This window comes from Streptomyces sp. NPDC059695 (genome assembly GCF_042733785.1).
Lineage (GTDB): Bacteria > Actinomycetota > Actinomycetes > Streptomycetales > Streptomycetaceae > Streptomyces.
Genome location: NZ_JBHWFF010000040.1, coordinates 21,162 through 46,310, shown reverse-complemented (window position 1 = coordinate 46,310; position 25,149 = coordinate 21,162). Strand labels below are relative to the sequence as shown.

26 protein-coding genes are annotated in these 25,149 nt (G+C 71.2%); 10 read left to right on the top strand and 16 right to left on the bottom strand.

Annotated features, from left to right (window positions below):
- Nucleotides 1-129: 129 nt before the first annotated feature.
- Complete coding sequence (mqnE, locus tag ACFV2S_RS33085; protein ID WP_385567830.1) at nucleotides 130-1,293, bottom strand: aminofutalosine synthase MqnE; 1,164 nt, start codon at nucleotides 1,291-1,293, stop codon at nucleotides 130-132.
- A 49-nt stretch (nucleotides 1,294-1,342) separates the two neighbouring features.
- The gene (locus tag ACFV2S_RS33080; protein WP_015034327.1) at nucleotides 1,343-1,798 is read right to left on the bottom strand and encodes an Lrp/AsnC family transcriptional regulator; all 456 of its coding nucleotides are present in this window, start codon (nucleotides 1,796-1,798) and stop codon (nucleotides 1,343-1,345) included.
- Between the two features lie 113 nt (nucleotides 1,799-1,911).
- Between ACFV2S_RS33080 and ACFV2S_RS33075 the strand changes: the two genes are divergently transcribed.
- Nucleotides 1,912-2,049 carry a hypothetical protein gene (locus ACFV2S_RS33075; protein ID WP_329853089.1) on the top strand — a complete coding sequence of 46 codons (138 nt, stop codon included), beginning with the start codon at nucleotides 1,912-1,914 and terminating at the stop codon, nucleotides 2,047-2,049.
- Here ACFV2S_RS33075 and ACFV2S_RS33070 read toward each other — a convergent pair.
- Genes ACFV2S_RS33070 through ACFV2S_RS33060 form a run of 3 tightly spaced genes read right to left on the bottom strand, consistent with a single transcriptional unit; the run spans nucleotide 2,046 to nucleotide 5,102 of the window.
- On the bottom strand, nucleotides 2,046-2,714 hold the full coding sequence (locus ACFV2S_RS33070) for a UbiX family flavin prenyltransferase (protein ID WP_376511794.1): 669 nt from the start codon (nucleotides 2,712-2,714) through the stop codon (nucleotides 2,046-2,048). The two genes, ACFV2S_RS33075 and ACFV2S_RS33070, sit on opposite strands and share 4 nt — an antisense overlap.
- Before the next feature lie 31 nt (nucleotides 2,715-2,745).
- Complete coding sequence (gene mqnP / locus ACFV2S_RS33065) at nucleotides 2,746-3,648, bottom strand: menaquinone biosynthesis prenyltransferase MqnP (RefSeq protein ID WP_385567821.1); 903 nt, start codon at nucleotides 3,646-3,648, stop codon at nucleotides 2,746-2,748.
- Complete coding sequence (locus tag ACFV2S_RS33060) at nucleotides 3,645-5,102, bottom strand: menaquinone biosynthesis decarboxylase (protein WP_385567816.1); 1,458 nt, start codon at nucleotides 5,100-5,102, stop codon at nucleotides 3,645-3,647. The genes mqnP and ACFV2S_RS33060 overlap by 4 nt, the downstream gene beginning before the upstream one ends.
- An 89-nt stretch (nucleotides 5,103-5,191) precedes the next feature.
- On the opposite strand from ACFV2S_RS33060, the gene ACFV2S_RS33055 reads away from it, so the two are divergent.
- Complete coding sequence (locus tag ACFV2S_RS33055) at nucleotides 5,192-5,581, top strand: PLD nuclease N-terminal domain-containing protein (protein WP_385567812.1); 390 nt, start codon at nucleotides 5,192-5,194, stop codon at nucleotides 5,579-5,581.
- The gene (locus ACFV2S_RS33050; RefSeq protein WP_385567808.1) at nucleotides 5,581-6,459 is read left to right on the top strand and encodes a LysR family transcriptional regulator; all 879 of its coding nucleotides are present in this window, start codon (nucleotides 5,581-5,583) and stop codon (nucleotides 6,457-6,459) included. Before ACFV2S_RS33055 ends, ACFV2S_RS33050 begins: the two co-directional genes overlap by 1 nt.
- Here the strand turns inward: ACFV2S_RS33050 and ACFV2S_RS33045 are convergent.
- Nucleotides 6,362-7,291 carry a DMT family transporter gene (locus ACFV2S_RS33045; RefSeq protein WP_385567804.1) on the bottom strand — a complete coding sequence of 310 codons (930 nt, stop codon included), beginning with the start codon at nucleotides 7,289-7,291 and terminating at the stop codon, nucleotides 6,362-6,364. The genes ACFV2S_RS33050 and ACFV2S_RS33045 overlap by 98 nt on opposite strands.
- A 151-nt stretch (nucleotides 7,292-7,442) precedes the next feature.
- Here ACFV2S_RS33045 and ACFV2S_RS33040 point away from each other — a divergent pair, with 151 nt between their 5' ends.
- A complete protein-coding gene (locus ACFV2S_RS33040; RefSeq protein ID WP_385567801.1) occupies nucleotides 7,443-8,072 on the top strand; it encodes a flavodoxin family protein in 630 nt (209 codons plus the stop codon).
- An 18-nt stretch (nucleotides 8,073-8,090) separates the two neighbouring features.
- On the opposite strand, the gene ACFV2S_RS33035 is transcribed toward ACFV2S_RS33040, so the two are convergent.
- Nucleotides 8,091-8,282, bottom strand: a complete 192-nt coding sequence (locus tag ACFV2S_RS33035; RefSeq protein ID WP_385567798.1) for a hypothetical protein — start codon at nucleotides 8,280-8,282, stop codon at nucleotides 8,091-8,093.
- A 155-nt stretch (nucleotides 8,283-8,437) separates the two neighbouring features.
- Between ACFV2S_RS33035 and ACFV2S_RS33030 the strand changes: the two genes are divergently transcribed.
- The 4 genes from ACFV2S_RS33030 (at nucleotide 8,438) to ACFV2S_RS33015 (ending at nucleotide 13,496) form a co-directional block, all read left to right on the top strand.
- Nucleotides 8,438-8,890 carry a nucleoside deaminase gene (locus tag ACFV2S_RS33030; protein ID WP_385567795.1) on the top strand — a complete coding sequence of 151 codons (453 nt, stop codon included), beginning with the start codon at nucleotides 8,438-8,440 and terminating at the stop codon, nucleotides 8,888-8,890.
- The gene (locus ACFV2S_RS33025) at nucleotides 8,883-9,791 is read left to right on the top strand and encodes an isopenicillin N synthase family dioxygenase (protein ID WP_385567791.1); all 909 of its coding nucleotides are present in this window, start codon (nucleotides 8,883-8,885) and stop codon (nucleotides 9,789-9,791) included. The genes ACFV2S_RS33030 and ACFV2S_RS33025 overlap by 8 nt, the downstream gene beginning before the upstream one ends.
- An 89-nt stretch (nucleotides 9,792-9,880) precedes the next feature.
- Nucleotides 9,881-11,944 carry a hypothetical protein gene (locus ACFV2S_RS33020; protein ID WP_385567788.1) on the top strand — a complete coding sequence of 688 codons (2,064 nt, stop codon included), beginning with the start codon at nucleotides 9,881-9,883 and terminating at the stop codon, nucleotides 11,942-11,944.
- Between the two features lie 4 nt (nucleotides 11,945-11,948).
- The gene (locus tag ACFV2S_RS33015; protein WP_385567784.1) at nucleotides 11,949-13,496 is read left to right on the top strand and encodes an ABC transporter substrate-binding protein; all 1,548 of its coding nucleotides are present in this window, start codon (nucleotides 11,949-11,951) and stop codon (nucleotides 13,494-13,496) included.
- 3 nt (nucleotides 13,497-13,499) lie between these two features.
- Here ACFV2S_RS33015 and ACFV2S_RS33010 read toward each other — a convergent pair whose 3' ends face one another.
- The 8 genes from ACFV2S_RS33010 to hemL all read right to left on the bottom strand — a co-directional run bounded on the left by ACFV2S_RS33010 (nucleotide 13,500) and on the right by hemL (nucleotide 21,805).
- Nucleotides 13,500-14,030: an SRPBCC domain-containing protein gene (locus ACFV2S_RS33010; RefSeq protein ID WP_385567780.1), complete on the bottom strand. Its 531-nt coding sequence runs from the start codon at nucleotides 14,028-14,030 to the stop codon at nucleotides 13,500-13,502.
- A gap of 37 nt (nucleotides 14,031-14,067) precedes the next feature.
- The gene (gene ccsB, locus ACFV2S_RS33005) at nucleotides 14,068-15,150 is read right to left on the bottom strand and encodes a c-type cytochrome biogenesis protein CcsB (protein WP_385567776.1); all 1,083 of its coding nucleotides are present in this window, start codon (nucleotides 15,148-15,150) and stop codon (nucleotides 14,068-14,070) included.
- Complete coding sequence (locus ACFV2S_RS33000; RefSeq protein ID WP_385567771.1) at nucleotides 15,147-16,850, bottom strand: cytochrome c biogenesis protein ResB; 1,704 nt, start codon at nucleotides 16,848-16,850, stop codon at nucleotides 15,147-15,149. Before ACFV2S_RS33000 ends, ccsB begins: the two co-directional genes overlap by 4 nt.
- Nucleotides 16,851-16,855: 5 nt before the next feature.
- Complete coding sequence (locus tag ACFV2S_RS32995; RefSeq protein WP_383786850.1) at nucleotides 16,856-17,593, bottom strand: cytochrome c biogenesis CcdA family protein; 738 nt, start codon at nucleotides 17,591-17,593, stop codon at nucleotides 16,856-16,858.
- 4 nt (nucleotides 17,594-17,597) lie between these two features.
- Nucleotides 17,598-18,203: a TlpA family protein disulfide reductase gene (locus ACFV2S_RS32990; RefSeq protein WP_385567766.1), complete on the bottom strand. Its 606-nt coding sequence runs from the start codon at nucleotides 18,201-18,203 to the stop codon at nucleotides 17,598-17,600.
- Between the two features lie 77 nt (nucleotides 18,204-18,280).
- Complete coding sequence (locus ACFV2S_RS32985; RefSeq protein WP_385567872.1) at nucleotides 18,281-19,552, bottom strand: hypothetical protein; 1,272 nt, start codon at nucleotides 19,550-19,552, stop codon at nucleotides 18,281-18,283.
- 214 nt (nucleotides 19,553-19,766) lie between these two features.
- Entirely contained in the window at nucleotides 19,767-20,462 is a 696-nt protein-coding gene (locus ACFV2S_RS32980; RefSeq protein ID WP_383786844.1) for a histidine phosphatase family protein, read from the bottom strand.
- Nucleotides 20,459-21,805 carry a glutamate-1-semialdehyde 2,1-aminomutase gene (hemL, locus tag ACFV2S_RS32975; RefSeq protein WP_383786940.1) on the bottom strand — a complete coding sequence of 449 codons (1,347 nt, stop codon included), beginning with the start codon at nucleotides 21,803-21,805 and terminating at the stop codon, nucleotides 20,459-20,461. The genes ACFV2S_RS32980 and hemL overlap by 4 nt, the downstream gene beginning before the upstream one ends.
- Nucleotides 21,806-22,036: 231 nt before the next feature.
- On the opposite strand from hemL, the gene ACFV2S_RS32970 reads away from it, so the two are divergent.
- On the top strand, nucleotides 22,037-22,639 hold the full coding sequence (locus tag ACFV2S_RS32970) for a hypothetical protein (RefSeq protein ID WP_385567760.1): 603 nt from the start codon (nucleotides 22,037-22,039) through the stop codon (nucleotides 22,637-22,639).
- A gap of 17 nt (nucleotides 22,640-22,656) precedes the next feature.
- On the opposite strand, the gene ACFV2S_RS32965 is transcribed toward ACFV2S_RS32970, so the two are convergent.
- Complete coding sequence (locus ACFV2S_RS32965; RefSeq protein ID WP_385567756.1) at nucleotides 22,657-24,534, bottom strand: APC family permease; 1,878 nt, start codon at nucleotides 24,532-24,534, stop codon at nucleotides 22,657-22,659.
- 191 nt (nucleotides 24,535-24,725) lie between these two features.
- On the opposite strand from ACFV2S_RS32965, the gene ACFV2S_RS32960 reads away from it, so the two are divergent.
- Entirely contained in the window at nucleotides 24,726-25,136 is a 411-nt protein-coding gene (locus tag ACFV2S_RS32960) for a MerR family transcriptional regulator (protein WP_383786937.1), read from the top strand.
- Nucleotides 25,137-25,149 lie beyond the last annotated feature (13 nt).

Sequence of the window (25,149 nt, the reverse complement as noted above, 5' to 3'; positions counted from 1 at the left end):
CGCCCCCCGCGCGTCGCCCCCCACAACATACTCATGGCCGGCCCCCGGGGGGGGGGGGCGGGCCCCCCCCCCGCCGGGGGGGGGGGGGGGGGGCCCCCCCCCCCCCCCCCCCCCCCCACGACCGCGTCGTCAGAACCGCATCGCCTGCGGCGTCTCGCGCCGGTCCGCGTCCGGGCCCGGGTACTCGCGGATGATCTCGTACCGCGTGTTCCGCTCCACCGGCCGGAAGCCCGCGTCACGGATCAGTTCGAGCAGGTCCTCGCGGCCCAGCTTGTTCGGCGTGCCGTAGTTGTCGGCGTCGTGCGTGATCTTGTACTCGACGACCGAGCCGTCCATGTCGTCGGCGCCGTGCTGGAGCGCCAGCTGCGCCGTCTGGACGCCGTGCATGACCCAGAAGACCTTGACGTGCGGCACGTTGTCGAAGAGGAGCCGGGAGACCGCGAAGGTCTTCAGGGCCTCGGCGCCGGTCGCCATCGTGGTGCGCGCCTGGAGCCTGTTGCGGATCTTGCCGTCCTGCATGTCCACGAAGTCGTGCTGGTAGCGCAGCGGGATGAAGACCTGGAAGCCGCCGGTCTCGTCCTGGAGCTCACGCAGCCGCAGCACGTGGTCCACGCGGTGGCGCGGCTCCTCGATGTGGCCGTAGAGCATGGTCGAGGGGGTCTTGAGCCCCTTCTCGTGGGCGAGCCGGTGGATCCGGGACCAGTCCTCCCAGTGGGTGCGGTGGTCCACGATGTGCTGCCGGACCTCCCAGTCGAAGATCTCGGCGCCGCCGCCGGTCAGCGACTCCAGGCCGGCCTCGATCAGCTCGTCGAGGATCTCGGAGGCGGAGAGACCGGAGATCGTCTCGAAGTGGTGGATCTCGGTGGCCGTGAACGCCTTGAGGGAGACGTTCGGCAGGGCCTTCTTGAGCTCGGAGAGGGAGCGCGGGTAGTAGCGCCAGGGCAGGTTGGGGTGCAGCCCGTTGACGATGTGGAGCTCGGTGAGGTTCTCGTTCTCCATCGCCTTCGCGAGGCGCACGGCCTCCTCGATGCGCATGGTGTACGCGTCCTTCTCGCCCGGCTTGCGCTGGAACGAGCAGTAGGCGCAGGAGGCGGTGCAGACGTTGGTCATGTTCAGATGCCGGTTGACATTGAAGTGGACCACGTCGCCGTTCTTGCGGGTCCGGACCTCGTGGGCCAGACCGCCGAGCCAGGCGAGGTCGTCGGACTCGTACAGGGCGATGCCGTCCTCACGGCTCAGCCGCTCACCGTCCCGGACCTTCTGCTCAAGTTCGCGCTTGAGTCCCGCGTCCATGTACGGCCGCCTCCCTTATCTCCGATTTCACGCTCCGCCCACCGTACTCTCAGCCCTCTTCCGGCAGCTCCCCGACCCGGTTCTCCCACTTGGTGGAGAGCACGATCGTCGTACGGGTGCGGGAGACGCCCTTGGTGCCGGAGAGCCGGCGGATCGTCTTCTCCAGGCCGTCGACGTCGCTGGCGCGCACCTTGAGCATGAAGGAGTCGTCGCCGGCGATGAACCAGCAGTCCTCGATCTCGGCGAGGTCCTTGAGCCGGCGGGCCACGTCCTCGTGGTCGGCGGCGTCGGAGAGCGAGATGCCGATGAGGGCGGTGACGCCGAGGCCGAGCGAGGCGGCGTCGACCGTGGCGCGGTAGCCGGTGATGACCCCGGCGGCCTCAAGACGGTTGATGCGGTCGGTGACGGAGGGGCCGGAGAGCCCGACGAGCCGGCCGAGCTCGGCGTACGAGGCACGGCCGTTCTCGCGCAGAGCCTGGATGAGCTGCCTGTCCACGGCGTCCATAGGTATGAAGCCTTCCATTGTCCAGCGATACCGCGAGTTTAGGTATAGAATCTAAGGTACACAGGGAAGACGCCCTGTGAATCTTTCAGCAGATCAAAGACGATCTTTCAGGAGTGGTGTTCACCGTGTACACGATCGAGATGGCCTACGCACGCATGCGCGAGCTGCAGGACCTGGCCAACCGCTCGCGTGCCCACCAGCCGACCGCCGCCTCGAAGCGCGCCGCGAAGAAGCACGCCAAGAAGCGCTAATCAGCCCGGAGAGCCGCACCCAGCTCTCCTTCCCACCGGCGGTACAGCTGGTGCGGCACTCCCGCCGCGTCCAGCACCCGCCCGGCGACGAAGTCCACCAGATCCTGGATGTGCGTCGCCCCCGCGTAGAACGCCGGAGAGGCGGGCAGCACCACGGCGCCCGCCTCGTCCAGCGCCACCATGTGCTTGAGGGTCTGTCCGTTCAGCGGGGTCTCCCGCACCGCGACCACCAGCGGACGCCGCTCCTTCAGCGTCACGCTCGCGACCCGCTGCAGCAGGTCCTTCGAGAGCCCGAGTGCCACTCCCGCCACCGCCGCGGTCGAGGCCGGCACCACCAGCATCCCCTTCGCCGGGTACGAGCCGGAGGACGGTCCCGCCCCCAGGTCCCCGGCGGCCCAGTACCGCACGTCCCCCAGGTCCGCGGTGAACGTGTCCGGCTTCCCGTCCGCCCCCCGCGCCAGCCAGGCCGCCAGGTCCTCGCGCCAGTGCGCGTCCCGGAACGAGATGCCCGTCTCGTCGAGGAGCGTCAGCCGCGAGGCCCGCGAGACGACGAGGTCGACACTCTCCCCCGCGTCGAGCAGCCCCCTGAGGACGGCGGCGGCGTACGGCGTACCCGACGCCCCGGAAACCCCCACGATCCAGGGGGTGCGCTTGCCGTCGTTCATGCCGTCGAGCCTATCCGTCCTCGCACCGGGGCTACGGGGTGAGCCCGCGGACCAGCAGGTCGAGCAGCGCGCACACGAACAGGCTGATCCCGATGAACCCGTTCGTCGTGAAGAACGCCCTGTTCAGACGGGACAGGTCGTGCGGCTTCACGATCGTGTGCTCGTAGCAGAAGGCCACGACCACGACCACCAGGCCGGCCCAGAAGAACAGGCCCGCGTCCGTCAGCAGCGCGTACCAGACGAGAAGCCCCGTCGTCACGACCGCCGAGGCGCGGGCGCCCCACAGCGCGGCCGGCACGCCGAAGCGGGCCGGGACCGACATGACGCCGTGCGCCCGGTCCGCCTGCACGTCCTGGCAGGCGAAGATCAGGTCGAAGCCACCGATCCAGACGCCCACCGCGAGGCCCAGGACGACCGCGTCCCAGGACCACTCCCCGGTCACCGCGAGCCAGGCGCCGATCGGTCCGATCGACTGGGCGAGGCCCAGGATGGCGTGCGGGAAGTTGGTGAACCGCTTGCCGTACGGATAGACGACCATCGGGATGACGGCGAGCGGCGCGAGCGCCAGGCACAGCGGGTTCAGCAGGGCGGCCGCGCCGAGGAAGACGACCACGGCGATCCCGGCCCCGGTCCACGCCGAGCGCACGGACACCGCGCCGGTCACCAGCTCCCGCCCGGCCGTCCGCGGATTGCGCGCGTCGATCTCGCGGTCGATGATCCGGTTGCAGGCCATGGCGAAGGTCCGCAGACCCACCATGCAGACGGTGACCAGGAACAGCGTCCACCAGTGGATGTTCCGGTCGAGCTGGAACATCGCGGTGAGCGAGGCGATGTAGGCGAAGGGCAGCGCGAAGACCGAGTGCTCGATCATCACGAGCCGCAGGAAGGCCTTGGTGCGCCCCGGCTCGGCGCCGGGCACGGCCGCGGTGGTCACAGCCCGTACTCCTTCCAGCGGCGGTCCACCAGGGCCGCCGTCGCCGGGTCCGACTCCACCATGTCCGGCCAGCCGCCGTCCCGGGTGTAGCCCTCCTCGGGCAGCTTCTTCGTGGCGTCGATACCCGCCTTGCCTCCCCAGAACTGCTGGTAGGAGGCGTGGTCGAGGTGGTCGACCGGTCCTTCGACGACCGTCAGGTCACGGGCGTAGTCCGTGTTCCCGAGCGCCCGCCAGGACACCTCGTGCAGGTCGTGCACGTCGCAGTCCTTGTCGACCACGATGATCAGCTTGGTCAGCGACATCATGTGCGCGCCCCAGATGGCGTGCATGACCTTCTGCGCGTGCTTCGGGTACTTCTTGTCGATCGAGACGATCGCGCAGTTGTGGAAGCCGCCCGACTCCGGCAGGTGGTAGTCGACGATGTCCGGCACGATGATCTTGAGGAGCGGCAGGAAGAAGCGCTCCGTCGCCCGCCCGAGCGGCCCGTCCTCCGTCGGCGGCCGGCCGACGACGATCGACTGCAGCAGCGGACGCTTCCGCATGGTGATGCAGTCGATCTTCAGGGCGGGGAAGGGCTCCTGCGGCGTGTAGAAGCCGGTGTGGTCGCCGAAGGGACCCTCCGGCAGCATCTCGCCCGGCTCCAGCCAGCCCTCGACGACGACCTCGGCGTTGGCCGGGACCTGGAGCGGGACGGTCTTGCAGTCGACCATCTCGATCCGCTTGCCCTGCACGAAGCCGGCGAAGAGGTACTCGTCGATGTCGCCGGGCAGCGGCGCCGTCGAGGCGTACGTGACGGCCGGCGGGCAGCCGAAGGCGATCGCGACCGGCAGCCGCTCGCCCTTCGCCGCCGCGACGGCGTAGTGGTTCCGGCTGTCCTTGTGGATCTGCCAGTGCATGCCGATGGTGCGCTTGTCGTGCCGCTGGAGCCGGTAGAGCCCCAGGTTCCGCACCCCGGTCTCGGGGTGCTTGGTGTGGGTCAGGCCCAGGTTGAAGAAGGAGCCGCCGTCCTTCGGCCAGGTGAACAGCGCCGGGAGGAGGTCGAGGTCGACGTCGTCGCCGGTGAGCACGACCTCCTGCACGGGGGCGTCCCCGGCCTTCACCTTCTTCGGCGGCACGTGGATCATCGAGCCCAGCTTCCCGAAGGCCTCGCGGACCCCGACGAAACCGTGCGGCAGCTCCGGCTTGAGGAGCCCGCCGATCTTCTCGCTGATCTCGCCGTACGACTTCAGGCCGAGGGCCTTGAGCAGGCGGCGGTCCGTGCCGAAGACGTTCATCGCGAGGGGCATCGAGGAGCCCTTGACGTTCTCGAAGAGAAGCGCCGGCCCTCCCGCCTTGTTCACCCGGTCGACGATCTCCCCGACCTCCAGGTACGGGTCGACTTCGGCCTTGATGCGCTTGAGGTCGCCTTCACGCTCCAGGGCCCTGAGCAGCGAGCGGAGATCGTCGTAAGCCATAGGGGCCAGTATCGGTCACGGGCTAGGCTTGGCTCGTCACCGGGGCCGCCCCAAGGAGCCCCGCCGCTGCTTCCAGGGGGCCGTCCCACATGCTCAGGGCACTGATGTTCATCCTGCCGCTGGCGCTGACGATCTATGCCTTCATCGACTGCCTGAACACCCCCGAGGACGAGGCCAAGCACCTCCCGAAGGTGGTCTGGGTCATCATCATCCTGCTGTTCTGGATCGTGGGCCCGATCGTCTGGTTCGCCGCGGGCAAGATGCGGCACGCGCCCGCCGGAGGCCGTACGCCTTCCGAGTGGCACCGCAACCACCGCAACCAGTGGGTCGCCCCCGACGACAACCCCGAGTTCCTGAAGTCCCTGCGGGACGAGAACAACAGGGACGAGTCGCTCCTCAAGGACTGGGAGGCGGACCTGCGCCGCCGCGAGGAGGAGCTGAAGCGGCGCGAGCAGGGCGAGGACAAGGACCAGGCCTGATGGAGCTGCGGCTCCTCACCACCTTCGAGAAGGTCGCCGACGTCCTCTCCTTCACCCGGGCCGCGGCCGAGCTGGGCTACGCCCAGTCGAGCGTGACCAGCCAGATCCGCGCCCTGGAGTCCTCCCTCGGCGTCGACCTCTTCGAGCGCCTCGGCTCCCGCATCCGTCTGACGGAGGCCGGTGAGCGGCTCCTCCCGTACGCCCGCCGGATGGCGGAGCTGGCGGAGGAGGCCCGTACCGCCGTCGCGGCCACCGCGGAACCCTCGGGCCCGATCGCCATCGGCACCATGGAGTCCCTCACCTCCTACCGGCTGCCGCCGCTCCTGGAGTACTTCCACCACCGCTACCCGAAGGTGCGGCTGACGCTGCGGCCCACGCTCGGCGACGAGACCCGGCAGGCGCTGCGGCAGGGCACGTACGACGTCGGTTTCCTGATGGAGGCGGAGACCGAGCACGAGGGCCTGGAGTCGGAGGTCCTCGCGCCCGAGCCGCTGGTCCTGGTGGCCGCCCCGGGCCACCCGCTCGCGGGCGGTACGGAACTGAGCACGGCCGATCTGGCGGGCACCCCGCTGGTGGGCACCGAACCGGGGTGCGCCTACCGCGACCTGTTCGAGGCCGCGCTGCGGGCACCGCGGTTCCTGGAGTTCGGCACCATCGAGGCCAGCAAGCGGGCGGTGGCCTCCGGGCTCGGGATCGCGCTGCTCCCCCGCGTCGCGGTCGCGGAGGAGCTGGCGGGCGGGACCCTGGTCCCGCTGCCCTGGGAGGCCCCCTTCACCCTCTTCACGCAGCTCGCGTGGCGGCGGGGGAAGCGGCTTCCGGAGCACGTGCGGCTGTTCGTGGAGCAGGCGCGGCGGCTGGTGTCCGAGCAGCGAGCGTGACCTTCAGGCTGGCGAGCACGATCAGCGGGACGCCGAGCGCCTGGACCAGGCCGATGTGGTGCCCGTACACGGCCCAGTCCACGCCCATGGCGACGGCCGGGTAGGTGAAGGCGAGGACGGCGATCTTCGCGGTGGGCAGCTTGGCGTACGCGGCGTACATGAGGACGTACATGAGCCCGGTGTGGATCAGCCCGAGGCCCACGAGCCACGCCCATCCGGTGCCGGGGCCGCCCGCCGTCCCGAAGTCGACGAAGGGCAGCAGCAGCGGAAGTCCGACGAGGACCTGGACGAGCGCGATCAGATGGGGCCGCACGCCGGTGATCCGCTTGGTGACGAAGGTCGCGAGGGCGTAGAGGACGGCGGCGGCGAGCGCGAAGCCGAGCCCGGCGAGGGAGGCGGTGTCGCCGGGCCGGACGCCGGACACGAGGACGAGCCCGGCGAACGCGAGGGCGAGCCATCCCAGCTTGGCTCCGGAGATCCGCTCCCGCAGGAACACCGCCCCGAGCAGGACGAGGAAGAACGGCTGCGTGTGGTAGACGACGGTGGCCAGGGAGATCGAGGTCGCCGCGTACGCCTCGAAGAGAAACACCCAGTTGAAGACGATGAAGGCCCCGCCGAGCGCGGCGAGTCCCAGCTTCCGGGCCGTGAACCCGTGCCCGGTGAGGAACCCGCGCAGCAGGCTGTAGGAGCCGAGCGCGACGGCGCCGAAGAGGCACCGGAAGAACACGACCTCGAAGGGTGACGCTCCGGACTCGACGACGAAGACGCCGAGCGTGCCGGAGAGCACCATGGCGAGGGTGAGTTCGACGGTTCCCCTGGTCTCGTTTCTCATGCCGACGACGCTACGGAGCGGGCGGCGGGCCGGTCCACGGGCCAGTGGGGCGTCCTGCCGATGGGGGCGATCGGTGGGGCCGATGGGGGTGGAATACCGTCGGGGGGAGGGTGAGTTGGCACCGGATACCCGACCAGACCGGAGCAGCAGCATGACCCTCGACGCCGCGCACGGCACGGACCGTGCGGACCGTTCGTTCCTCTTCGTCCTCGGCAGTTCGCGCGCCGGCGGCAACTCCGAGATCCTGGCGCGCGAGGCCGCCGCGCACCTGCCCGCGGGCTTCTCGCAGCGCTGGGTGGACCTGAACGGGCTGGATCTGCCGGACTTCCGGGACGGGCGGCACGAGGAGGCCGGCCGGACGGCGGACGGGGCCGAGGAGCTGCTGCTGCGGGCCACGGTGGAGGCCACCGACGTCGTGATCGTCTCGCCGCTGTACTGGTACAGCCTCTCCGCGCAGGCCAAGCGCTACCTGGACTACTGGTCGGGCTGGCTGAACGTGCCCGGTTCGGACTTCAAGGAGCGCATGGCGGGCGGCACGCTGTGGGGCGTGACGGCCATGGGGCACGACGAGCACGAGGTCGCGGACGGCCTGGTGACGGGCCTGAGCCATTCGGCGGCGTACCTGAGGATGCGGTTCGGCGGGGTCCTGACGGGCACGGCCTCGCGCCCGGGCCGGGTCCGCGCCGACGAGGCCGCGATGGCCCGGGCCAGGAGCTTCTTCCAGGGCGCCGCCCCCCTCGCACGCTTCCCGTACGAGGAGGGGGCCGACGCCGTCGCGTAGGACGGGCCCGGGGGGACGTCAGTTGTCGGAGCCGACGGTGTTGTCGTGGCCGGCGTTGAAGACGTCGTCCTTCGCGAACTGGAGCCAGTCGCCGAAGACGATCGTGTGCGAGGCCTCCGGCTCGATCTCGACGGTGACGTCGGCGCTCGCGACTCCGGCGGAGCCGAGGACGACGGCACCGACGGCGAGGGCGGTCAGCAGGGAACGCATGGCGGGAACCTCTCGGTAGAACGGCAGGTCACTGGGCAAGTTAGGACCTGGCGGCGCCCGCCTCCCGCTCACCCGGCCGGTGCGGTTCCGCGCCTCAGCCGATCGGCGGCAGTCCCGGGTGTGAGGCCGGCGCCCCGCCGGGGAAGGCTCCCCCCATGGATCTGGAACTGGCGGGCCGGTGGCTCCGGACCGCCCTGGCCGAGGCCCGGGCCGGGCTCGCCGAGGGCGGGATCCCGGTCGGCGCCGCGTTGTACGGGGCCGACGGGGTGCTGCTGGGGCGCGGGCACAACCGGCGCGTGCAGGACGGGGACCCGTCCACGCATGCCGAGACCGCCGCCTTCCGGGCCGCCGGCCGGCAGCGCTCGTACCGGGGGACGACGATGGTCACGACCCTGTCGCCCTGCTGGTACTGCTCGGGTCTCGTGCGGCAGTTCGGGATCTCTCGGGTGGTCGTCGGGGAGGCGGAGACCTTCCGCGGCGGGCACGACTGGCTCGCGGAGCACGGGGTCGAGGTCGTCGTGCTCGACGACCCCGAGTGCGTCGCCCTGATGCGGGGGTTCGTCGCGGACCGTCCGGACCTGTGGAACGAGGACATCGGCGATGAGTGAGGCGGACCTTCCGACGATCGACCTCGCCCGCGATCCCGGCCCGCAGCTGCCGGCCGTCGACCGGGCCCTGCGCGAGGCCGGGTTCCTGCTGGTCACGGGGCACGGCGTCGACCCGGGGCTGCGGGCGGGGATCCGGGCCGCGGCGCGGCGGTTCTTCCACCTGCCCGCCGCCGTCAAGGAGCCTTACGCGGTGCGGGTCGGCGGGCGGGGGTGGCTGGGGCCGGGCGCGGAGGCGAACGGGTACGCGGAGGGCACGGCGACCCCGCCCGACCTGAAGGAGTCGCTCTCCTTCGCGGCCCAGGACCCGACCGGGGACCCGGCGGTGGACGCCGAGTGGTTCCTGCCGAACACCTGGCCGGCCGAGGTGCCGGAGCTCAGGGCGCCGGTGGAGGCGTACCTGGCCGGGATGAAGGAGCTCGCGGACCGGGTCCTGGACCTGCTGGGCACGGCGCTCGGCGAGGAGCGGGACTTCTTCACCCGGCACACCGGGCACCCCACGTTCGGCTTCAACGTCAACTGGTACCCGGGGCGGGAGCGGACGGGCGATCCGGAGCCGGGGCAGTTCCGCATCGGCCCGCACACGGACTTCGGCACGGTCACCGTCCTGGACCGCGAGCCCGGCAGGGGCGGGCTCCAGGTCTTCACCGACGCCGGCGGGTGGCAGGACGCCCCGTACGATCCGGCCGCGTTCACCGTCAACATCGGCGACCTGATGGCGGGCTGGACCGGCGGGCGCTGGCGCTCGGGCCGGCACCGGGTGCTCCCGCCGCCCGCCGACGCGCCCGCGGAGGAGCTGATGTCGCTGGTGTACTTCTACGAGTGCACCCCCGGGACCACGATCCACGGCATCGAGTCGCACGCCTACCTGCGGGCACAGCTCGACGCGATCGCGACGGACTGAATCCGTTCGGAAAGAGAGTCGAAAAGGCCACCGCTTTCCCAACACACCGTCGATATCCTTGAGTTGACTGTGACGGGGGTGGCAGGGGCGTGGACAGAGAGCTGTACGGCCGCGAAGCGGTCCTGGACGACGGGGGGCTCGTCGCCCGGCTCGCCGGGCTCACCGGGCAGGGGGCCGCGCGCGTCGCCTACGAGCACGGCGACGACCCGCCGGTGACGGTCTTCACCGGCGGGCGCGGCATGGGCAAGACCGCGCTGCTCAAGGAGGTCCGCAACCGCTACCGGGGCTACACCCCGCTCGCCCTCCTCGACTGCGCCCACGTCGAGCCGCCCGCCGACCACGGCCCCGGCTGGACCCCGGTCACCGGCGCGCTCTCCGAGCTGGCCGTGCAGCTGTCGCCGAAGGTGCTCGGGGCCCGGCCCGTGCGGTTCCCCCGGCTCTCGCTGGGCCTGGTCGCGGTCGCCTCGCTCGCCTGGTCCCAGGAGGACGACGAGCGGGCCCGGCGCGACCTCCAGCGGCTCGGGCCGCTGCTCGCGACCGTCGACGCAACCCGCGGCGCCGCCGGCAACTGGGTCGGCAAGGTCCTCACCAAGCTCGCCGCCACCTTCGCCGACGCCGCCGCCCCGCTCGCCGGGCTGCTCGCCGAGGCGACCGTGGAGACCGTCCTCGAAGAGGTCTTCGGCCGCCTCCAGCGCTCCTCCGAGAGCTGGTACGGCAGCTACCGCAACGCCGGCGGGCGCGGCAAGGCCGGGCTCCAGCAGCTCGCCGTCGACTTCGAGCACGACGGCCGCCGCCGCCGCGAGGCCGAGGACTTCCTCGTCGGCGCCCTCACCGAGGACCTGCTGACCGCCTACACCGGGCTGCGCCGCGGCAGCCGCGTCGGCCGCCCCCTGCTCCTCCTCGACAACGCCCACGAACCGCTCGGCCGGCAGCTCGTCGAACCGATCCTGCGCGCCCGCGCCGCCGAGGGCCGCCGCGACCGGGTCGTGGTCCTCGCCACCTCCCGGGTCCGCGACCACGAGGGCCTGCGCCACGCCACCCGCACCCGGCTCCCGGAGACCGGACACCGGGCTCCGTGCCCGCGCGGGGCGAGCGTCGGCTCCGGGATCCTCGCGGTCGAGCTGACGCCGCTCTCCCCCGCCCAGACCCGGTCCGCCTTCGACCGTCACGACCCGGCGGGCCGCACCCCCGCCGAACTCTCCCGCGCCGTCCACCGGCTGACCGGCGGCCGGCCCCTCGGCGTGGCCCTCCTCGGCCGGGCCGCCGGCGAGGCCCCCGCCGCGCTGCGCGCCGACCTCACGCCGGGCGGGCTCCTCGACCTCACCGTGGAACTGCGCGAGGACGCCCCGCCGGTGCCCGTCGCCCCCACGCTCCTCGCCGAACTCCTGCCGGTGCGCAGGCCGGGGCCGTACGCCGTGCTGGCCGCGACCCACGACGAGGAGTCCGCGCGGATGCTCGCCCACGCCCGGCTCCAGGCGGAGTCCCTGGACGGGGACGTGGCGCTGCGGGTCCGCGACCAGCTCCGCGCCGAGGACTGGGGCGAGGGCCCCGCGCACTTCGTCGCCGACCCGCTGCTGCGCGCCCTGCTCCTGCACCGGCTCCGCTTCGAGGACGGCGACCATCCTCGGTACGCCGCCTGGCACGCGGTCCACGAGACGCTCTACCGGTACTACGGGCCGCGCCCCGGCCCGTACCGCCTCCACCACGCCCTGGCCCTCGGCCGCGCCGAGGAGGCCGTCACCCACCTGCGGGAGACCTTCCCCGAGCAGGACGTCCTCGACTGGCTCGGCCGGCTCCGGTTCATCGCCGCCGCCCCGTACCCCCGGGAGCGGAACCGGACGGGCCCCGACCCCCGGCGGGCGGTCGCCCTCGGCCAGGAACCGTCCGGCGCCCTCCCCGTCGGCCTCGACCCCGACACGACCGAACTCCACCTGTCCGTACGGCGGCTGCTGCACTCCGTGTGGCTGCTCACCGATCCGCTCGCACTGCCCGACGACGAGGTCGCCGACCGGCTCGCGCACGAGCTGCGCCGGCTCTCCGGCCGCCATCTGTCGGGCAGCGGTTCACTCTGGGACGCGGCGGGCCAGTGGCCGCGCGACATCCGTGCCTGGCGGGAGCCGTCGCTGCCGCCGGGCCGTGAGAACGGAGTCTGACGCCATGCCCGACCGCCTCACCGCCCGGCTGCGCCGGCGCGTCCGCACGCCCCGCCAGAAGCTCGTCGCCTCGGTCGTCACGGCCGCCGTCGTCCTCGGCCTGGGCGGTTACGGCTTCGCCCGGCTCACCACTCCGGAAGACCGCTCCTGCGCCGAGGGCGTGGCCCGCCCCGCCGGCAGCGACGAATGCGTCGGCGTCAACGGCTCCGGCCACGACTTCGGCGCCGCCGACCTCAAGGACGTCGCCGAGGCCATCCGCGCCGAGAACGCCGGACTCAAGGCCGGCGAGTACGTCACCGTCGCCGTCCTCCTGCCCCTGACCGCCACCGACGCCGGCATGCGCACCAAGGTCCTGCACGAGGTGCAGGGCGCGTACGCCTCCCAGCGCCGGGCCAACCAGGAGTCCAACGGGCAGCGGCCCACCATCCGTCTCGTCCTCGCCAACACCGGCCAGGGCAACGCCCACTGGCGCACCACCGTCGACCAGCTCATCTCCCTCGCCGACGGCCCCGAGCGGCTGCGGGCCGTCTCCGGCATCGCCACCTCCTCCACCGAGATGCGCGAGGCCGTGACCGCCCTCACCGGCGCCAGGGTCGCGGTCGTCGGCACCACCATCACCGCCGACGACATCGCCAACGGCCCCGGCGGCAAGCCCTACCCCGGCCTCGCCCGCGTCTCCCCCACCAACAGCGACGAGGCCAGGGCGCTCGCGCACTTCGGCCGCGTCGACGCGGCCAGGGCGCTCCTCGTCCAGGACACCCGCAGCGGCGACCACTACGTCGACACCCTGAAGGCCGCGTTCGCCGCGTCGCTCAAGAACGCGCCCCTGGAGCCGCAGGAGTTCACCTCCGCCCCCGACTCCACCCAGGAGGGCACCACCGCCAACACCTTCCGCAACATCACGCACCTCATCTGCGACACCAGCGCCGAGACCGTCTTCTTCGCGGGCCGTCACACCCAGCTGCGCCAGTTCATCAACGCGCTCGGCGACCGGGGCTGCATCAGCCGCTCCTTCACCATCCTGACCGGCGACGAGGGCTCCTACCTGGGCGCGGACAAGAAGCTCGACCGGAAGGCCCTCAAGGCCCGGCTGACCGTGCGGTACGCGGCGCTCGCCCACCCCGACGCCTGGAAGCCGGCGCCCGGGCGGGCCGTCCCCCGGACCGGCGGCTCCCCGCAGGCGTACGCGAACTTCGTGGCGGACATCGCCAAGGCGGCCCCCAAGGACCGGCCGGTGGCACTCGCGGACGGCCAGGCGATCATCGCGTACGACGCGATGGCCACGGCCGTCCACGCCATCCGCCAGGCCACCCCGGAGGGCGCCGCCTACCCGTCGAAGGAGGACGTCGGGACACAGTGGCCGCAGGTGAAGGGCTCCCTTCGGGTCGAGGGGGCGAGCGGCTGGATCTGCCTGGACAACTACGGCAACCCGTACAACAAGGCCGTGCCGATCGTGGAGCTCGCCCAGGACGGCACCCAGCGGTTCGTCCAGATGGCCTGGCCGGAGGGACGGCCCCCGACGGACACCTGCCTCCCGCCGAAGAAGGGATGAGCCCTACGGCTCCCACCGGGGCCAGGGCGCCTCGTCGCGCGCGTACAGCTCCCGCAGGTGCCGCCACCGCTCGGGCGACCAGTCGCGCCAGTCCGTGGGGTGACCGTCCAGCGCCGCGGCGAGCCGCTCGAAGTGGTCGTGCCACCCGGCGAGGCAGTCCAGCCGGTACTCCGCCGAACCCCGCACCTCGTTCGTGAAACGCAGCACGGTCGACCCGTCGCCGCCGGGCCCCGGTTCCAGATGGAACCGGATCCGGCCGTGCGTCGGGCCGACCGTGTACTCGGCCACGCAGTCGGGGTCCCAGGCGGTCACCCGCCCCGAGACCTCGGTGTCGCCGTTCAGCCAGCGGAGGGTGACCGCGCCGTCGAGCCGCGGCTCCAGCGGGTCCGCCTCGCAGAGCCAGCCCGGCAGGCCCTCGGGCGAGGCGACCGCCGCCCAGACCACCGGCACCGGATGCGGAAGGTCCACCACGAACCGCAGCAGGTGCGCGTCACCGTCGTGGGTCTCGCTCCTGCCCCGGGGGATCTCGCTCATACCTCCAGCGTCACCCCGGGACAGGCTCCGTGCCAGCTCAGACGCCGGCGTAGGAGTGCTTGCTGCTCACGAAGATGTTGACGCCGTAGTAGTTGAACAGGAAGCAGCCGAAGGCGATGAGCGCGATGTACGCGGCCTTGCGCCCCTTCCAGCCGGCCGTCGCGCGCGCGTGCAGGTACGCGGCGTAACCGACCCACGTGATGAAGGACCAGACCTCCTTGGCGTCCCAGCCCCAGTAGCGGCCCCACGCGTCACCGGCCCAGATCGCGCCGGCGATGATCGTGAAGGTCCACAGCGGGAAGACGGCCGCGTTGACCCGGTAGGCGAACTTGTCGAGCGTGGCCGCGGCGGGCAGCCGCTCCAGGACGGAGCGGGCGAAGGAGCCGGGGTTCCCGCCGGTCGCGAGCTTGTTCTCGTACGAGTCGCGGAAGAGGTAGAGCAGGGTCGCGACCGCGCCGATGTAGAAGACCGCGCCGCAGAAGATCGCGGTGGAGACGTGGATCCACAGCCAGTACGAGTCGAGCGCCGGGACCAGCTGGTCGCTGGGGGTCTTCAGCCAGGTCGTGGCCATGCCCAGGTCGAGCAGGACGGTGGTGACCAGGGGGAGGCCGATCCAGCGGACGTTCTTCTTCGCGACGAGGAAGCCGAGGTACGCGCCGACCGCCACCGTCGAGAAGGTGGTGGAGAACTCGTACATGTTGCCCCAGGGAGCCCGCTGCACGGAGAGCGCGCGGGCGACCACGCCCGAGGCCTCGACCAGGAAGGCGAGGACGGTCAGCGAGACGGCGATGCGGCCGTACAGGTCGCCCTTGACCGTGCCGCCGGCCGCGCCGGGGCCGTCCGGCACGTCCCGGGTGCCGGCCGCCGAGCGCGTGACGACCTTCGGCTTGTCGAGGACCGCGGTCCCGCCGGCCTGCTTGACCTGGACGGTCACGGGGGCGGACGCGGCGGGGGCCGGCTGTGTCAGGGCGGCGGCGGTGCGGCCGACCTTGCTGCGGCTGCCGAACACCCACTCGGCGATGTGGGCGAAGAAGGCCAGGGTGTAGACGGCCATCGAGGAGTAGATGAGCAGGTCGCTCATCCGCGCCAGGCTCTCGTTGGTCGTGGCGGCGAGGATCACTTGTCGGCCTCTCCAGAAGGGGCAGGGTCTTCTGCGGGTTCTTCCGCGGGTTCCGGTACGGCTTCCGCCGCGGGGGGCGCCTGGACGGTGAGCGCGACCGCGAGGTCGCCCAGCTCCTCCGGCAGCTTGGCGGACTCGCTCCGGCCGAGCCCCGCCATCTCGACGACGGTCACGCCGTCCTCACCGCGCACGGCCCGGACCCAGACCCGGCGCCGCTGGATGAACAGCGACCCGGTGAGTCCGGCGATGGCGGCGATCGCACCCGTGAGGGCGAGCCCGTTGCCGGGCTGCTGCGAGATCTGGAAGCTCGCCCACTCCTTGACGTCCTTCTCGAAGGTGATCGAGCCGGCGCCGTCGGGCAGGTCCATGGTCTCGCCGGGCAGCAGGCGCTGCGCCAGCTTGTTGCCGGACGCGTCCGTGTACTGCTTCATCTTGGACTTGTCGAGCTGGTACACGTTCTGCGGCAGACCGGAGTTCACGCGCAGGTCGCCGTGGAAGCCGGTGAGCGCCATGACCGGGAAGTCGAGCGCCGGGAACTGCGAGAACATGGTGCCCTTGCCGGCGCCCGCGAAGGTCGGCACGAAGAAGGCCTGGAAGCCCAGCTGCTCCTTCTCGCCTTTCTTGTTCCGGTAGCCGTCCATGACCTTGATCGCGCCGGTCGACGTGATGTTGTTGTCGATCGGGAGCAGCGGCACGGCGCCGTGGAAGACGGTCTTGCCGCGGGGGTCCTTGACGGTGACGACGGGCGCGTAGCCGTGGGCGATCAGATAGACCTTGGAGTCGCCCACGATCAGCGGCTCGTTGACCCGGATGACCGCCTTCTTGCCGTCGCCGCCCTGCGAGTAGGTGACGGCCGCCTCGAAGGTGCGCGGGGTGCCGCGCTGGGGGCCGTTCTTCTCGTACGTGCCGGTGAAGGAGTCCAGCGTGAAGCCGAACGGCTCCAGCTCGTCGGTGCCGAACTGGGAGCCGGACTTGAAGTCGTCGTACTGGGTGAGCGTGTTGGAGAAGCCGTCGCCCTCGACGATCAGCTTGCCGCCCTCGGACTTGAAGAGCTGGCCCCAGGCGAAGGCGACGAGCATCACGATCAGGGCGACGTGGAAGGCCAGGTTCCCGGCCTCGCGGAGGTAGCCCTTCTCGGCCGCGACCGCGTTCCCCGCGGTGTGGGCGCGGAAGCGGCGGCCCTTGAGCACGGTGAGCGCGGCCTCGCGGACCTGCTCGGGCTCGGCCTCGGTGCGCCAGGTGGTGTACGCGGGGAGCCGGTCCAGGCGCCGGGGCGCGCCCGGCGGGCGGCTGCGCAGCTGGCCGACGAACTGCCAGCTGCGGGGCACGATGCAGCCGATGAGGGAGACGAACAGCAGGATGTAGATCGCGGAGAACCACACCGAGCTGTAGACGTCGAAGAACTGGAGCTTCTCGTACAGCGGGGTGAGCGTCCTGTGGGCGTCCTTGAAGGTCTGCACCTTCAGCTCGTCCGCGCTGTTCTGCGGGATGAGGGAGCCGGGGACGGCGCCCAGGGAGAGCATGAAGAGCAGGATCAGCGCGACCCTCATGGAGGTCAGCTGCCGCCAGAACCAGCGGACCCAGCCGATGACCCCGAGCGTGGGGCCGCCGATGGCGGTGTCCTCCTGGGGAGCGGTCGACAGCTGGGCCCCGGCACTGCCGAGGTTGTCCTGCTGCTCCGTCGTTTCGGTCTTGCTCATGGAACTCAGATCCCCACCGTGAAACCGCTGGACCAGCCCTGCATCGTGGCCACCATGCTGTCCCACGCGCCCGTGAGGAGCAGGACACCGGTGACGATCATCATGCCGCCGCCGATGCGCATGACCCACACATAGTGCTTCTTCACCCAGCCGAACGCGCCGAGCGCCTTGCGGAAGGCGATGGCGGCGAGCACGAACGGGACCCCGAGGCCGAGGCAGTACGCGAAGGCGAGGACCGCCCCGCGTCCGGCGCTGGCCTGCTCCAGGGCGAGGGCGTTGACGGAGGCGAGCGTCGGGCCGATGCACGGCGTCCAGCCGATGCCGAAGAGCGCCCCGAGGAGGGGGGCGCCGATGAGTCCGGCGACGGGCTTCCGGTGGAAGCGGAACTCGCGCTGGGTGAACCAGGGCATCAGGCCGAGGAAGAACACGCCCATGAGGATCATGAGCACGCCGAGGACCGTGGTGAGCGTCTCCCGGTACTCCTGGAGCGTGGACCCGAAGTAGCCGAAGAGGGCGCCGCCGGAGACGAACACGGCGGTGAAGCCGAGGACGAAGAGGACGGCGCCGGCGGTCATCCGGCCGCGACGGCTCTCGGCGAGGTCGGTGCCGGTGACGCCGGTCACGTACGAGAGGTAGCCGGGCACGAGCGGGAGCACGCACGGCGAGAAGAAGGAGACCAGGCCGCCGAGGACCGCGAGGGGCAGGGCGAGCAGCAGTGCTCCGCTGGTGACCGTCTCGTTCACGGGCTCACTTCTCCTTGAGGAGGGGCTCGATCATCGACCGGAGCTTCTTCTCGTCGAGCGCCATGAGGGAGCGGGCGGCGATCTTGCCCTCCTTGTCGAGGACGACGGTGGAGGGGATCGCCTGCGGGTTGAGCGTGCCCTTGGGGAAACCGAAGAGGATGAGCTTGCCCTGCGGGTCGTAGAGGCTGGGGTAGGGCACCCCGTAGTCCTCCTCGAAGGCGATCGCGGGCTGCTTGTTGGGGTCGCGGGTGTTGAGGCCGACGAACTCGACGCCCTGGTCCTTCAGGTCCGCGGCGACCTTCGCGAAGTGCGGGGCCTCGGCGCGGCAGGGGCCGCACCAGGAGCCCCAGGCGTTCAGGACGACGATCTTGCCCTTGAGGTCGGCGACGTCCAGCCGCTTGCCGTCGAGGGTCTCGCCCGCGATGTCGTTCGGGGCCGCGCGCTCGCCCTTGGCGACGGTGGAGACACCGCCCGTGTTGGTCACGAAGTTGGTGTTGCCACCGCCGCCGGACTTGCCGTTGTTGTCGCCGCCGCAGGCCGAGAGCGTGACGGCGGCGGTCAGCACTCCGACGGCGAGCAGGGTGCGTCGAGGGGCACGGCTAAGGCTCATGTGAAAAGTTTCGCATGGGCGTTTGGGGGATCTTGGGCACCCCCCTACGTGCCCGTAAAGCCCCTTGTCAAGATCTTCTAAGCGGCCGGGGGTGTGGCGGGCGTCGGCTTGAGGAAAGCATTCCAGCCACCCGCGGGCTTCTGCCCGACCTCCAGGGTGCGCAGCTTGTCCAGGATCTTCGGGTCCTGCACGTCGAGCCAGTCCACGAACTGCTTGAAGGAGACGAGCCGTACGTCCTTCTTTCCGGCCATTCCCTTGAGCGCCTCCTCGACGGCGTCCATGTAGATGCCGCCGTTCCACTGCTCGAAGTGGTTGCCGATGAAGAAGGGCGCGCGGTTCGACTCGTACGCGCGCGTGAAGCCGGAGAGGTACGCCTCGGCCGCCTGCCTGCGCCAGCCGGGATAGCGCGAGGGCATGCCCTTCGTCGTGTTCTTCGACTGGTTGGCGAGCATGTTGTAGTCCATGGAGAGGACTTCGAAGGAGTGCCCGGGGAAGGGCACGGCCTGGAGCGGCAGGTCCCAGATGCCCTGGCGCTTGACGGGCCAGGTCTGCCGGCCGCCGGGGGAGCTGGCGTCGTAGCGCCAGTTCAGGCGCTTGGCGGTGGGGAGCAGGTTGTCCTGGCCGAGGAGGCAGGGGGTGCGGCCGCCGACGAGTTCCTTGGAGTAGTCGAAGGGCAGCGGGTCGAGGTCGGTCCAGCCGCTGTTGGTCTTCCACTCGGTGACGAACTTCGTCGCCTGGTCGATCTCGCTCTGCCACTGGGCGGGGGTCCAGTTGCCGACGGAGCCGGATCCGCCGCAGAAGTGGCCGTTGAAGTGCGTGCCGATCTCGTGGCCGTCGAGCCAGGCCTGCCGGACGTGCTTCAGGGTCTCCTTGATGTGCTCGTCGGTGAGGTAGCCGATGTCGGAGGCGCCGACGCTGTTGTTCGGCGGGCGGTAGAGGTTCTTCTTCGACTCGGGGAGGAGGTAGATCCCGGAGAGGAAGAAGGTCATCGCCGCGTCGTTGTTCTTGGCGAGTTCGAGGAAGCGCGGGAAGAGTCCGTTGCCGACCTCGCCGGCGCCGTCCCAGGAGAAGACGACGAACTGGGGCGGGGTCTGGCCGGGTTCGAGCGGGACGGGGGTGTCGGGCTGGTGCGGCTGCTTGCCGGTGTCGGCGGTGGAACCGTCGCCGATGAGACGGGCGTCGTCCTTGGTCGGGGTGGGCGTGCCCGGGTCCGCCGAGACGTCACCCCCCTTACCGGGTCCGGATCGTCCCGGCTTGTCCTGATTGCCGGTGCTGCACGCGGCGAGCCCCATCGCCGCCGCGGCCCCGACGCCCGCCCCCAGCAGCCCCCTTCGACTGATTCCGCTGATCCCGCGCATGACATCCCCATTCGCGCTGAAGTATGACCTGAAAGTCATCCAAACCGACAATGAGTGAGATGCCGGGAGGAACACGGAGGTTCCGGAAATTCGCACAAAAATTTCAGGGCGACCGGATGACATGAACATCATCATCCGATCGCCCTGAACTGTGTCGCCCGGGGTGTGCAGCTGTCAGGCGGGCCGCGTGTTCGCGGTGTGAGGATTACGCGCCGAAGGCCTTCGACTTCCCCTTCACCGGCTTCGCACCCGCCAGGAGGTGCGCCGGGACCAGATCCCGGGCCGGCTCGCTGTACCCGACCGACACGATCTTGTCGCCGCGGTACGTGAACGAGGTCAGCGAGGCCAGCGTGCACTGCCGGCGCCGCGGGTCGTGCCAGAGCCGCCGCTTCTCCACGAAGCTGCGGACGATCCAGATCGGCAGCTGGTGGCTGACGCAGACCGCCTCGTGCCCCCGGGCCGCGTCCTTCGCCGCGTCCAGCGCGCCCATCATCCGGACGACCTGCTCGACGTACGGCTCGCCCCAGGACGGCTGGAACGGGTTCGTCAGGTGCTTCCAGTTCGCCGGCTTCCGCAGCGCCCCGTCACCGACACCGAACGTCTTGCCCTCGAAGACGTTCGCCGCCTCGATGAGCCGTTCGTCACTGGCCAGGTCCAGACCGTGCGTCTTCGCGATCGGCGCCGCCGTCTCCTGCGCCCGCTCCAGCGGGGAGGCCACGACGTGCGTGATGTCCCGGCCGGCCAGGCTCTCCGCGACCCGGTCCGCCATCTGCCGGCCCAGCTCGGACAGGTGGTAGCCCGGACGCCGCCCGTACAGCACGCCGTCGGGGTTGTGCACCTCGCCGTGACGCATCAGGTGGACGACGGTGATGTCCTGGTCGCCCGTGGTCGACTCGCTCATGCCGTTGCCTCCGCCGCCGCGCGGGCCGCGGCCGGCAGGGCGGCGGCGATGCGCTCGATCGCCCGCTCGTCGTGCGCGGTCGACACGAACCAGGACTCGAAGGCGGACGGCGGCAGGTACACGCCGTCGGCCAGCATCGAGTGGAAGAAGGCGTTGAAGCGGAACGCCTCCTGCTTCTTCGCGTCGTCGTAGTTCCGCACCTCGTCCGCGGTGAAGAACACCGAGAACATGTTGGAGGCGGTCTGCAGCCGGTGCGCCACCCCCTCCTTCGCCAGCGCGGCCGTGACCAGGCCCTGGATCTCCTTCGACACCGCGTCCACCGTGGCGTACGCGGCCTCGTCGAGCAGCCTCAGCTGCGCGAGCCCGGCGGCGGTCGCGACCGGGTTCCCGGAGAGGGTGCCCGCCTGGTAGACCGGCCCGGCCGGCGCCAGGTGCCCCATGACGTCCGCGCGGCCACCGAACGCGGCCGCCGGGAAGCCGCCGCCCATGACCTTGCCGAAGGTCATCAGGTCGGGCTTCACGCCGTCCACGCCGTACCAGCCGGCCCGGCTCGTACGGAAACCGGTCATCACCTCGTCGGAGATGTACAGCGCGCCGTTCTCCCGGCACAGGTCCGCGAGGCCCTGGTTGAAACCGGCCACCGGCGGGACCACGCCCATGTTGCCCGGCGAGGCCTCGGTGATCACACACGCGATCTCGCCCGGGTGCGCGGCGAACGCCGCCCGCACGGCCTCCAGGTCGTTGTACGGAAGCACGATCGTGTCCCCGGCCTGGGCGCCGGTCACACCCGGCGTGTCCGGGAGGCCGAAGGTGGCCAGACCCGAACCGGCCGCGGCGAGCAGCGCGTCCACGTGGCCGTGGTAGCAGCCCGCGAACTTGACGACCTTCGCGCGCCCGGTGAACCCGCGGGCGAGCCGGATCGCGGACATCGTGGCCTCGGTCCCGGAGGAGACGAGCCGCACCTGCTCCACCGGCTCGATCCGCGCGACGATCTCCTCGCCGAGCGCGACCTCGCCCTCGCCGGGCGTGCCGAACGAGGTGCCGCGGGCCACGGCGGCCTGCACCGCGGCGGTGACCTCGGGGTGCGCGTGGCCGAGGATCATCGGTCCCCACGAGCAGACGAGGTCGACGTACTCACGACCGTCCGCGTCGGTGAGGTACGGACCGGAACCGGACACCATGAACCGGGGCGTTCCACCCACGGCCCGGAAGGCACGCACCGGTGAGTTCACGCCGCCGGGCGTCACGAGGGAAGCGCGGTCGAAAAGCGTCTGTGAGACTGGGGCTTCGTATGAATACGGCACTGTGATCCTGACCTGCGAGAACGACTTCGGGCACGACATCGGGAACGGAGGGACGGTGGTGGACATCCTCTGTACTACGCCGGGGCGCTCCCCCTCCGCGTCTGCGAAACTGGGGCGTCATAGGGATGACTCACGGAATCCATGGTGTCAGAGGCCACGGCGTTCTTGCGGACAGGTGTTTCACCGTACGAACGCGGGGGAGGTCACTGACACGATGATCGGGTTGCGCGGCGGGGTCGTGTTGCCGAGAAAAAGCAGTCGGGTGGAGATATGCATCGCGGTGGCGGACCGGGCGAGGGGACGGACGACCTGGGTCCGGAGTCTGCCCGGCGGGGGAGGCACCGGCGCCGGCGGACCGAGGAACCCAGCTCTGCGGAGGGCCGGCCGAAGCCCGAGCCCTCGGCCGAACCGCCCCCTGCGACCGGGGGCCGGAGCTTGGGGGTGACGTACAAGTACTTCGGCGCGCCCAACAGCGCCACGGCGGCCCAGGTCCCGATCTCGATGCGCCCCGAGGAGCTCGGCGGGGACGAGCTCGGCATGGGCGGGATGTTCACCAAGATCAAGCCCGAGACGATAGCGGCCATGGTCCTGACCGGGATCCAGGGCATGCCCCTGCACAAGGTGCCCCCGCTCGAGCTGGTCGTGCTGCACCCGGACTACGCCGTGGTGAAGCTGCCGATGACCGTGGTCGACCCGCTGCGCGGGATCGGCGAGGAGTCGGTCGGCGCCGCCGCCTTCATCTGGTCGACGGTGCCGGACCGCGGCGGACCGCGGGACGCCTTCGACGTCTACCAGCTCCTCCACGAGTGGCAGGACTTCTCGGTCCGCCTCCACGAGGCGGGCCACCAGCCGTACTGCCTGGTGTGGCCGTGAGCCTCTGACCCGAGGTGCTACCGCCGCCCGGCGGCCCTCGCGCGCTCGGCTGCCAGCTCGCGGGCGGAGGCCAGCCGGTAGGGGACGTCGACGACCACGACGTTCTTCATGAACAGCAGACGGGTCTTGAGGCGCAGCGCGCTCTGGTTGTGCAGCGGCTGCTCCCACCAGTGCCCCACCACGTACTCGGGGATGACCACCGAGATCACCGAGTCCGCCGCCCGTCCGGGCGCGTCGCGGACGTGCCGCAGGATCGGCTGGACGATCGAGCGGTAGGGGGAGCTCAGCACCGTCAGCGGTACGTCGATGCCGTGGGCCTCCCAGGTCGCGCGGAGCACCTCCGCCTCCGCCGGGTCCTCGGCGACGGTGACGGCGGCGAGGGAGTCGGCGTGCAGGGTCTTCGCGTACGAGAGGGCGCGGAGGCTCGGCGCGTTCACGGAGGCCACGAGGACCAGGACGTGGTTCTCGGCGAGGGGGCGGGGCCGCTCCCCCACGCCGACGGCGACCTCGGCGGCGACCGTGTCGTAGTGCCGGCGGACCCCCTTCATCCCGGCGTAGAGCACGGGCATGGCGATGACGACCAGCCAGGCGCCGTGGGTGAACTTGGTGATGAGGACGATCACGAGGACGACCGCCGTCAGGCAGGCGCCGAAGGCGTTGATCGCGAGGCGGCGGTGGAGGGTGTGGCGGTCGGCGGCCCCGGCGGGGGTGGCGAGTTCCCGCCTCCAGTGCTTGACCATGCCGGCCTGGGAAAGGGTGAAGGAGACGAAGACGCCGATGATGTACAGCTGGATGAGGCGGGTCAGCTGCGCGTCGAAGGCCACGATCAGGGCGATGGCGGCGAGCGCGAGGAGGACGATGCCGTTGGAGTAGACGAGCCGGTCGCCCCGGTGGACGAGCTGGCGGGGCGCGTAGCGGTCCCGGCCGAGGACGGACGCGAGCATCGGGAAGCCGTTGAAGGCGGTGTTGGCCGCGAGGACCAGGACGCCCGCGGTGACGGCCTGGAGCGCGTAGAAGAGGACGTGCACGTCGCCGAAGGTGGCCCGGCCGATCTGGGCGAGCGCGGTGGACATCGGGGTGCCGGGAGGGAGCCCGAGTTCCGTGGGGTCCTCCGCGACGTGGACCTCGTAGACCATGGCGAGCACGGTGATCCCGAAGAACATGGTCGCGGAGAAGACGCCCATGATCGCGAGCGTCATGGCCGCGTTCCGGCTCTTCGGCTTCGCGAACGCCGGTACGCCGTTGCTGACGGCCTCGACACCGGTCAGCGCGGTGCAGCCGGAGGCGAAGGCCCGCAGGGCGAGCAGCACGAGCGCGATCCCCGCGTAGGTGGAAACCTTGTCCACGGGCAGGTCCGCGGACTCGGCGCGGATCGTCGCGCCGGTCGCCATCCGGACGGCGGCCACGGCGAACATCAGGTAGATGACGCCGATGAACGCGTACGTGGGGACGGCGAACCAGCGCCCCGACTCGCGGACCCCCCGCAGGTTCATCCAGGCGAGGAGCGCGACGAAGAAGACCGACATGGCCACGGCGTGCCCGTCGAGCGAGGGGGCCGCGGAGGTGATGGCGGCGACCCCCGAGACGACCGAGACGGCGACGGTCATCACGTAGTCGATCAGCAGCGCGGAGGCGGCGGTGAGCGCCGCGCGCTGCCCGAGGTTCTCTGCGGAGACGACGTACGCCCCGCCGCCGCCCGGATAGGCGTAGCAGGTCTGCCGGTAGGAGGCGACGACGACCAGCAGCAGCACGACGATGCCGACCGCCGCGTACCAGGCCAGATGGAGCACGGCGAGGCCGCCGAGCGCGAGGACGAGGAGGATCTCCTCGGTGGCGTACGCGACCGAGGAGAGCGGGTCGCTGCAGAAGACCGGCAGGGCCACCCGCTTGGGCAACAGGGTCTCCCCGAGACGCCCGCTGTCCAACGGACGACCTACCAGCAGGCGTTTCGCCGCACTTCCAGCTCTCATAAGTGCTGAAGTTAGGACGAATGGTATGTAATGCGCGGAAGCCGCGCCCTGTGGGGGCCCGTACGCCCCGTGGGAGTCCCCGACGAGGAAGGACCTGACGCGTGAGCGCAGTACGCATGGCCGGCCGGCCGATGCAGATCGGCGAGGTCGCCGCACGGACCGAACTGCCGCTGCGGACCATCCGGCAGTACGAGGACAGCGGTCTGGTGGTCCCGTCCGCCGCCTCGCCGGGCGGCTTCCCGCTCTACACGGACGCGGACGTGTCCCGGCTGATGGTGGTGCGGCGGATGAAGCCGCTCGGCTTCACCCTCGACGAGACCCGCGAACTCCTCACGGCCGTGGACCGGCTGGCCGCCGACCGCCCGGGCACGGACACCGAACTCGAACCGGACGAGCGGGCGGTCCTGGTCGCCCGCGTCCGCCGCTACGAGGCCGCCGCGGCGGAACGGGTCGCCGCGCTGCGGGCCCAGCTCGCCCGCGCCGAGGAGTTCGCCGACTCGCTCCGCACCCGGCTCGGCGCCGCCTAGGGCTTCCCTCCGG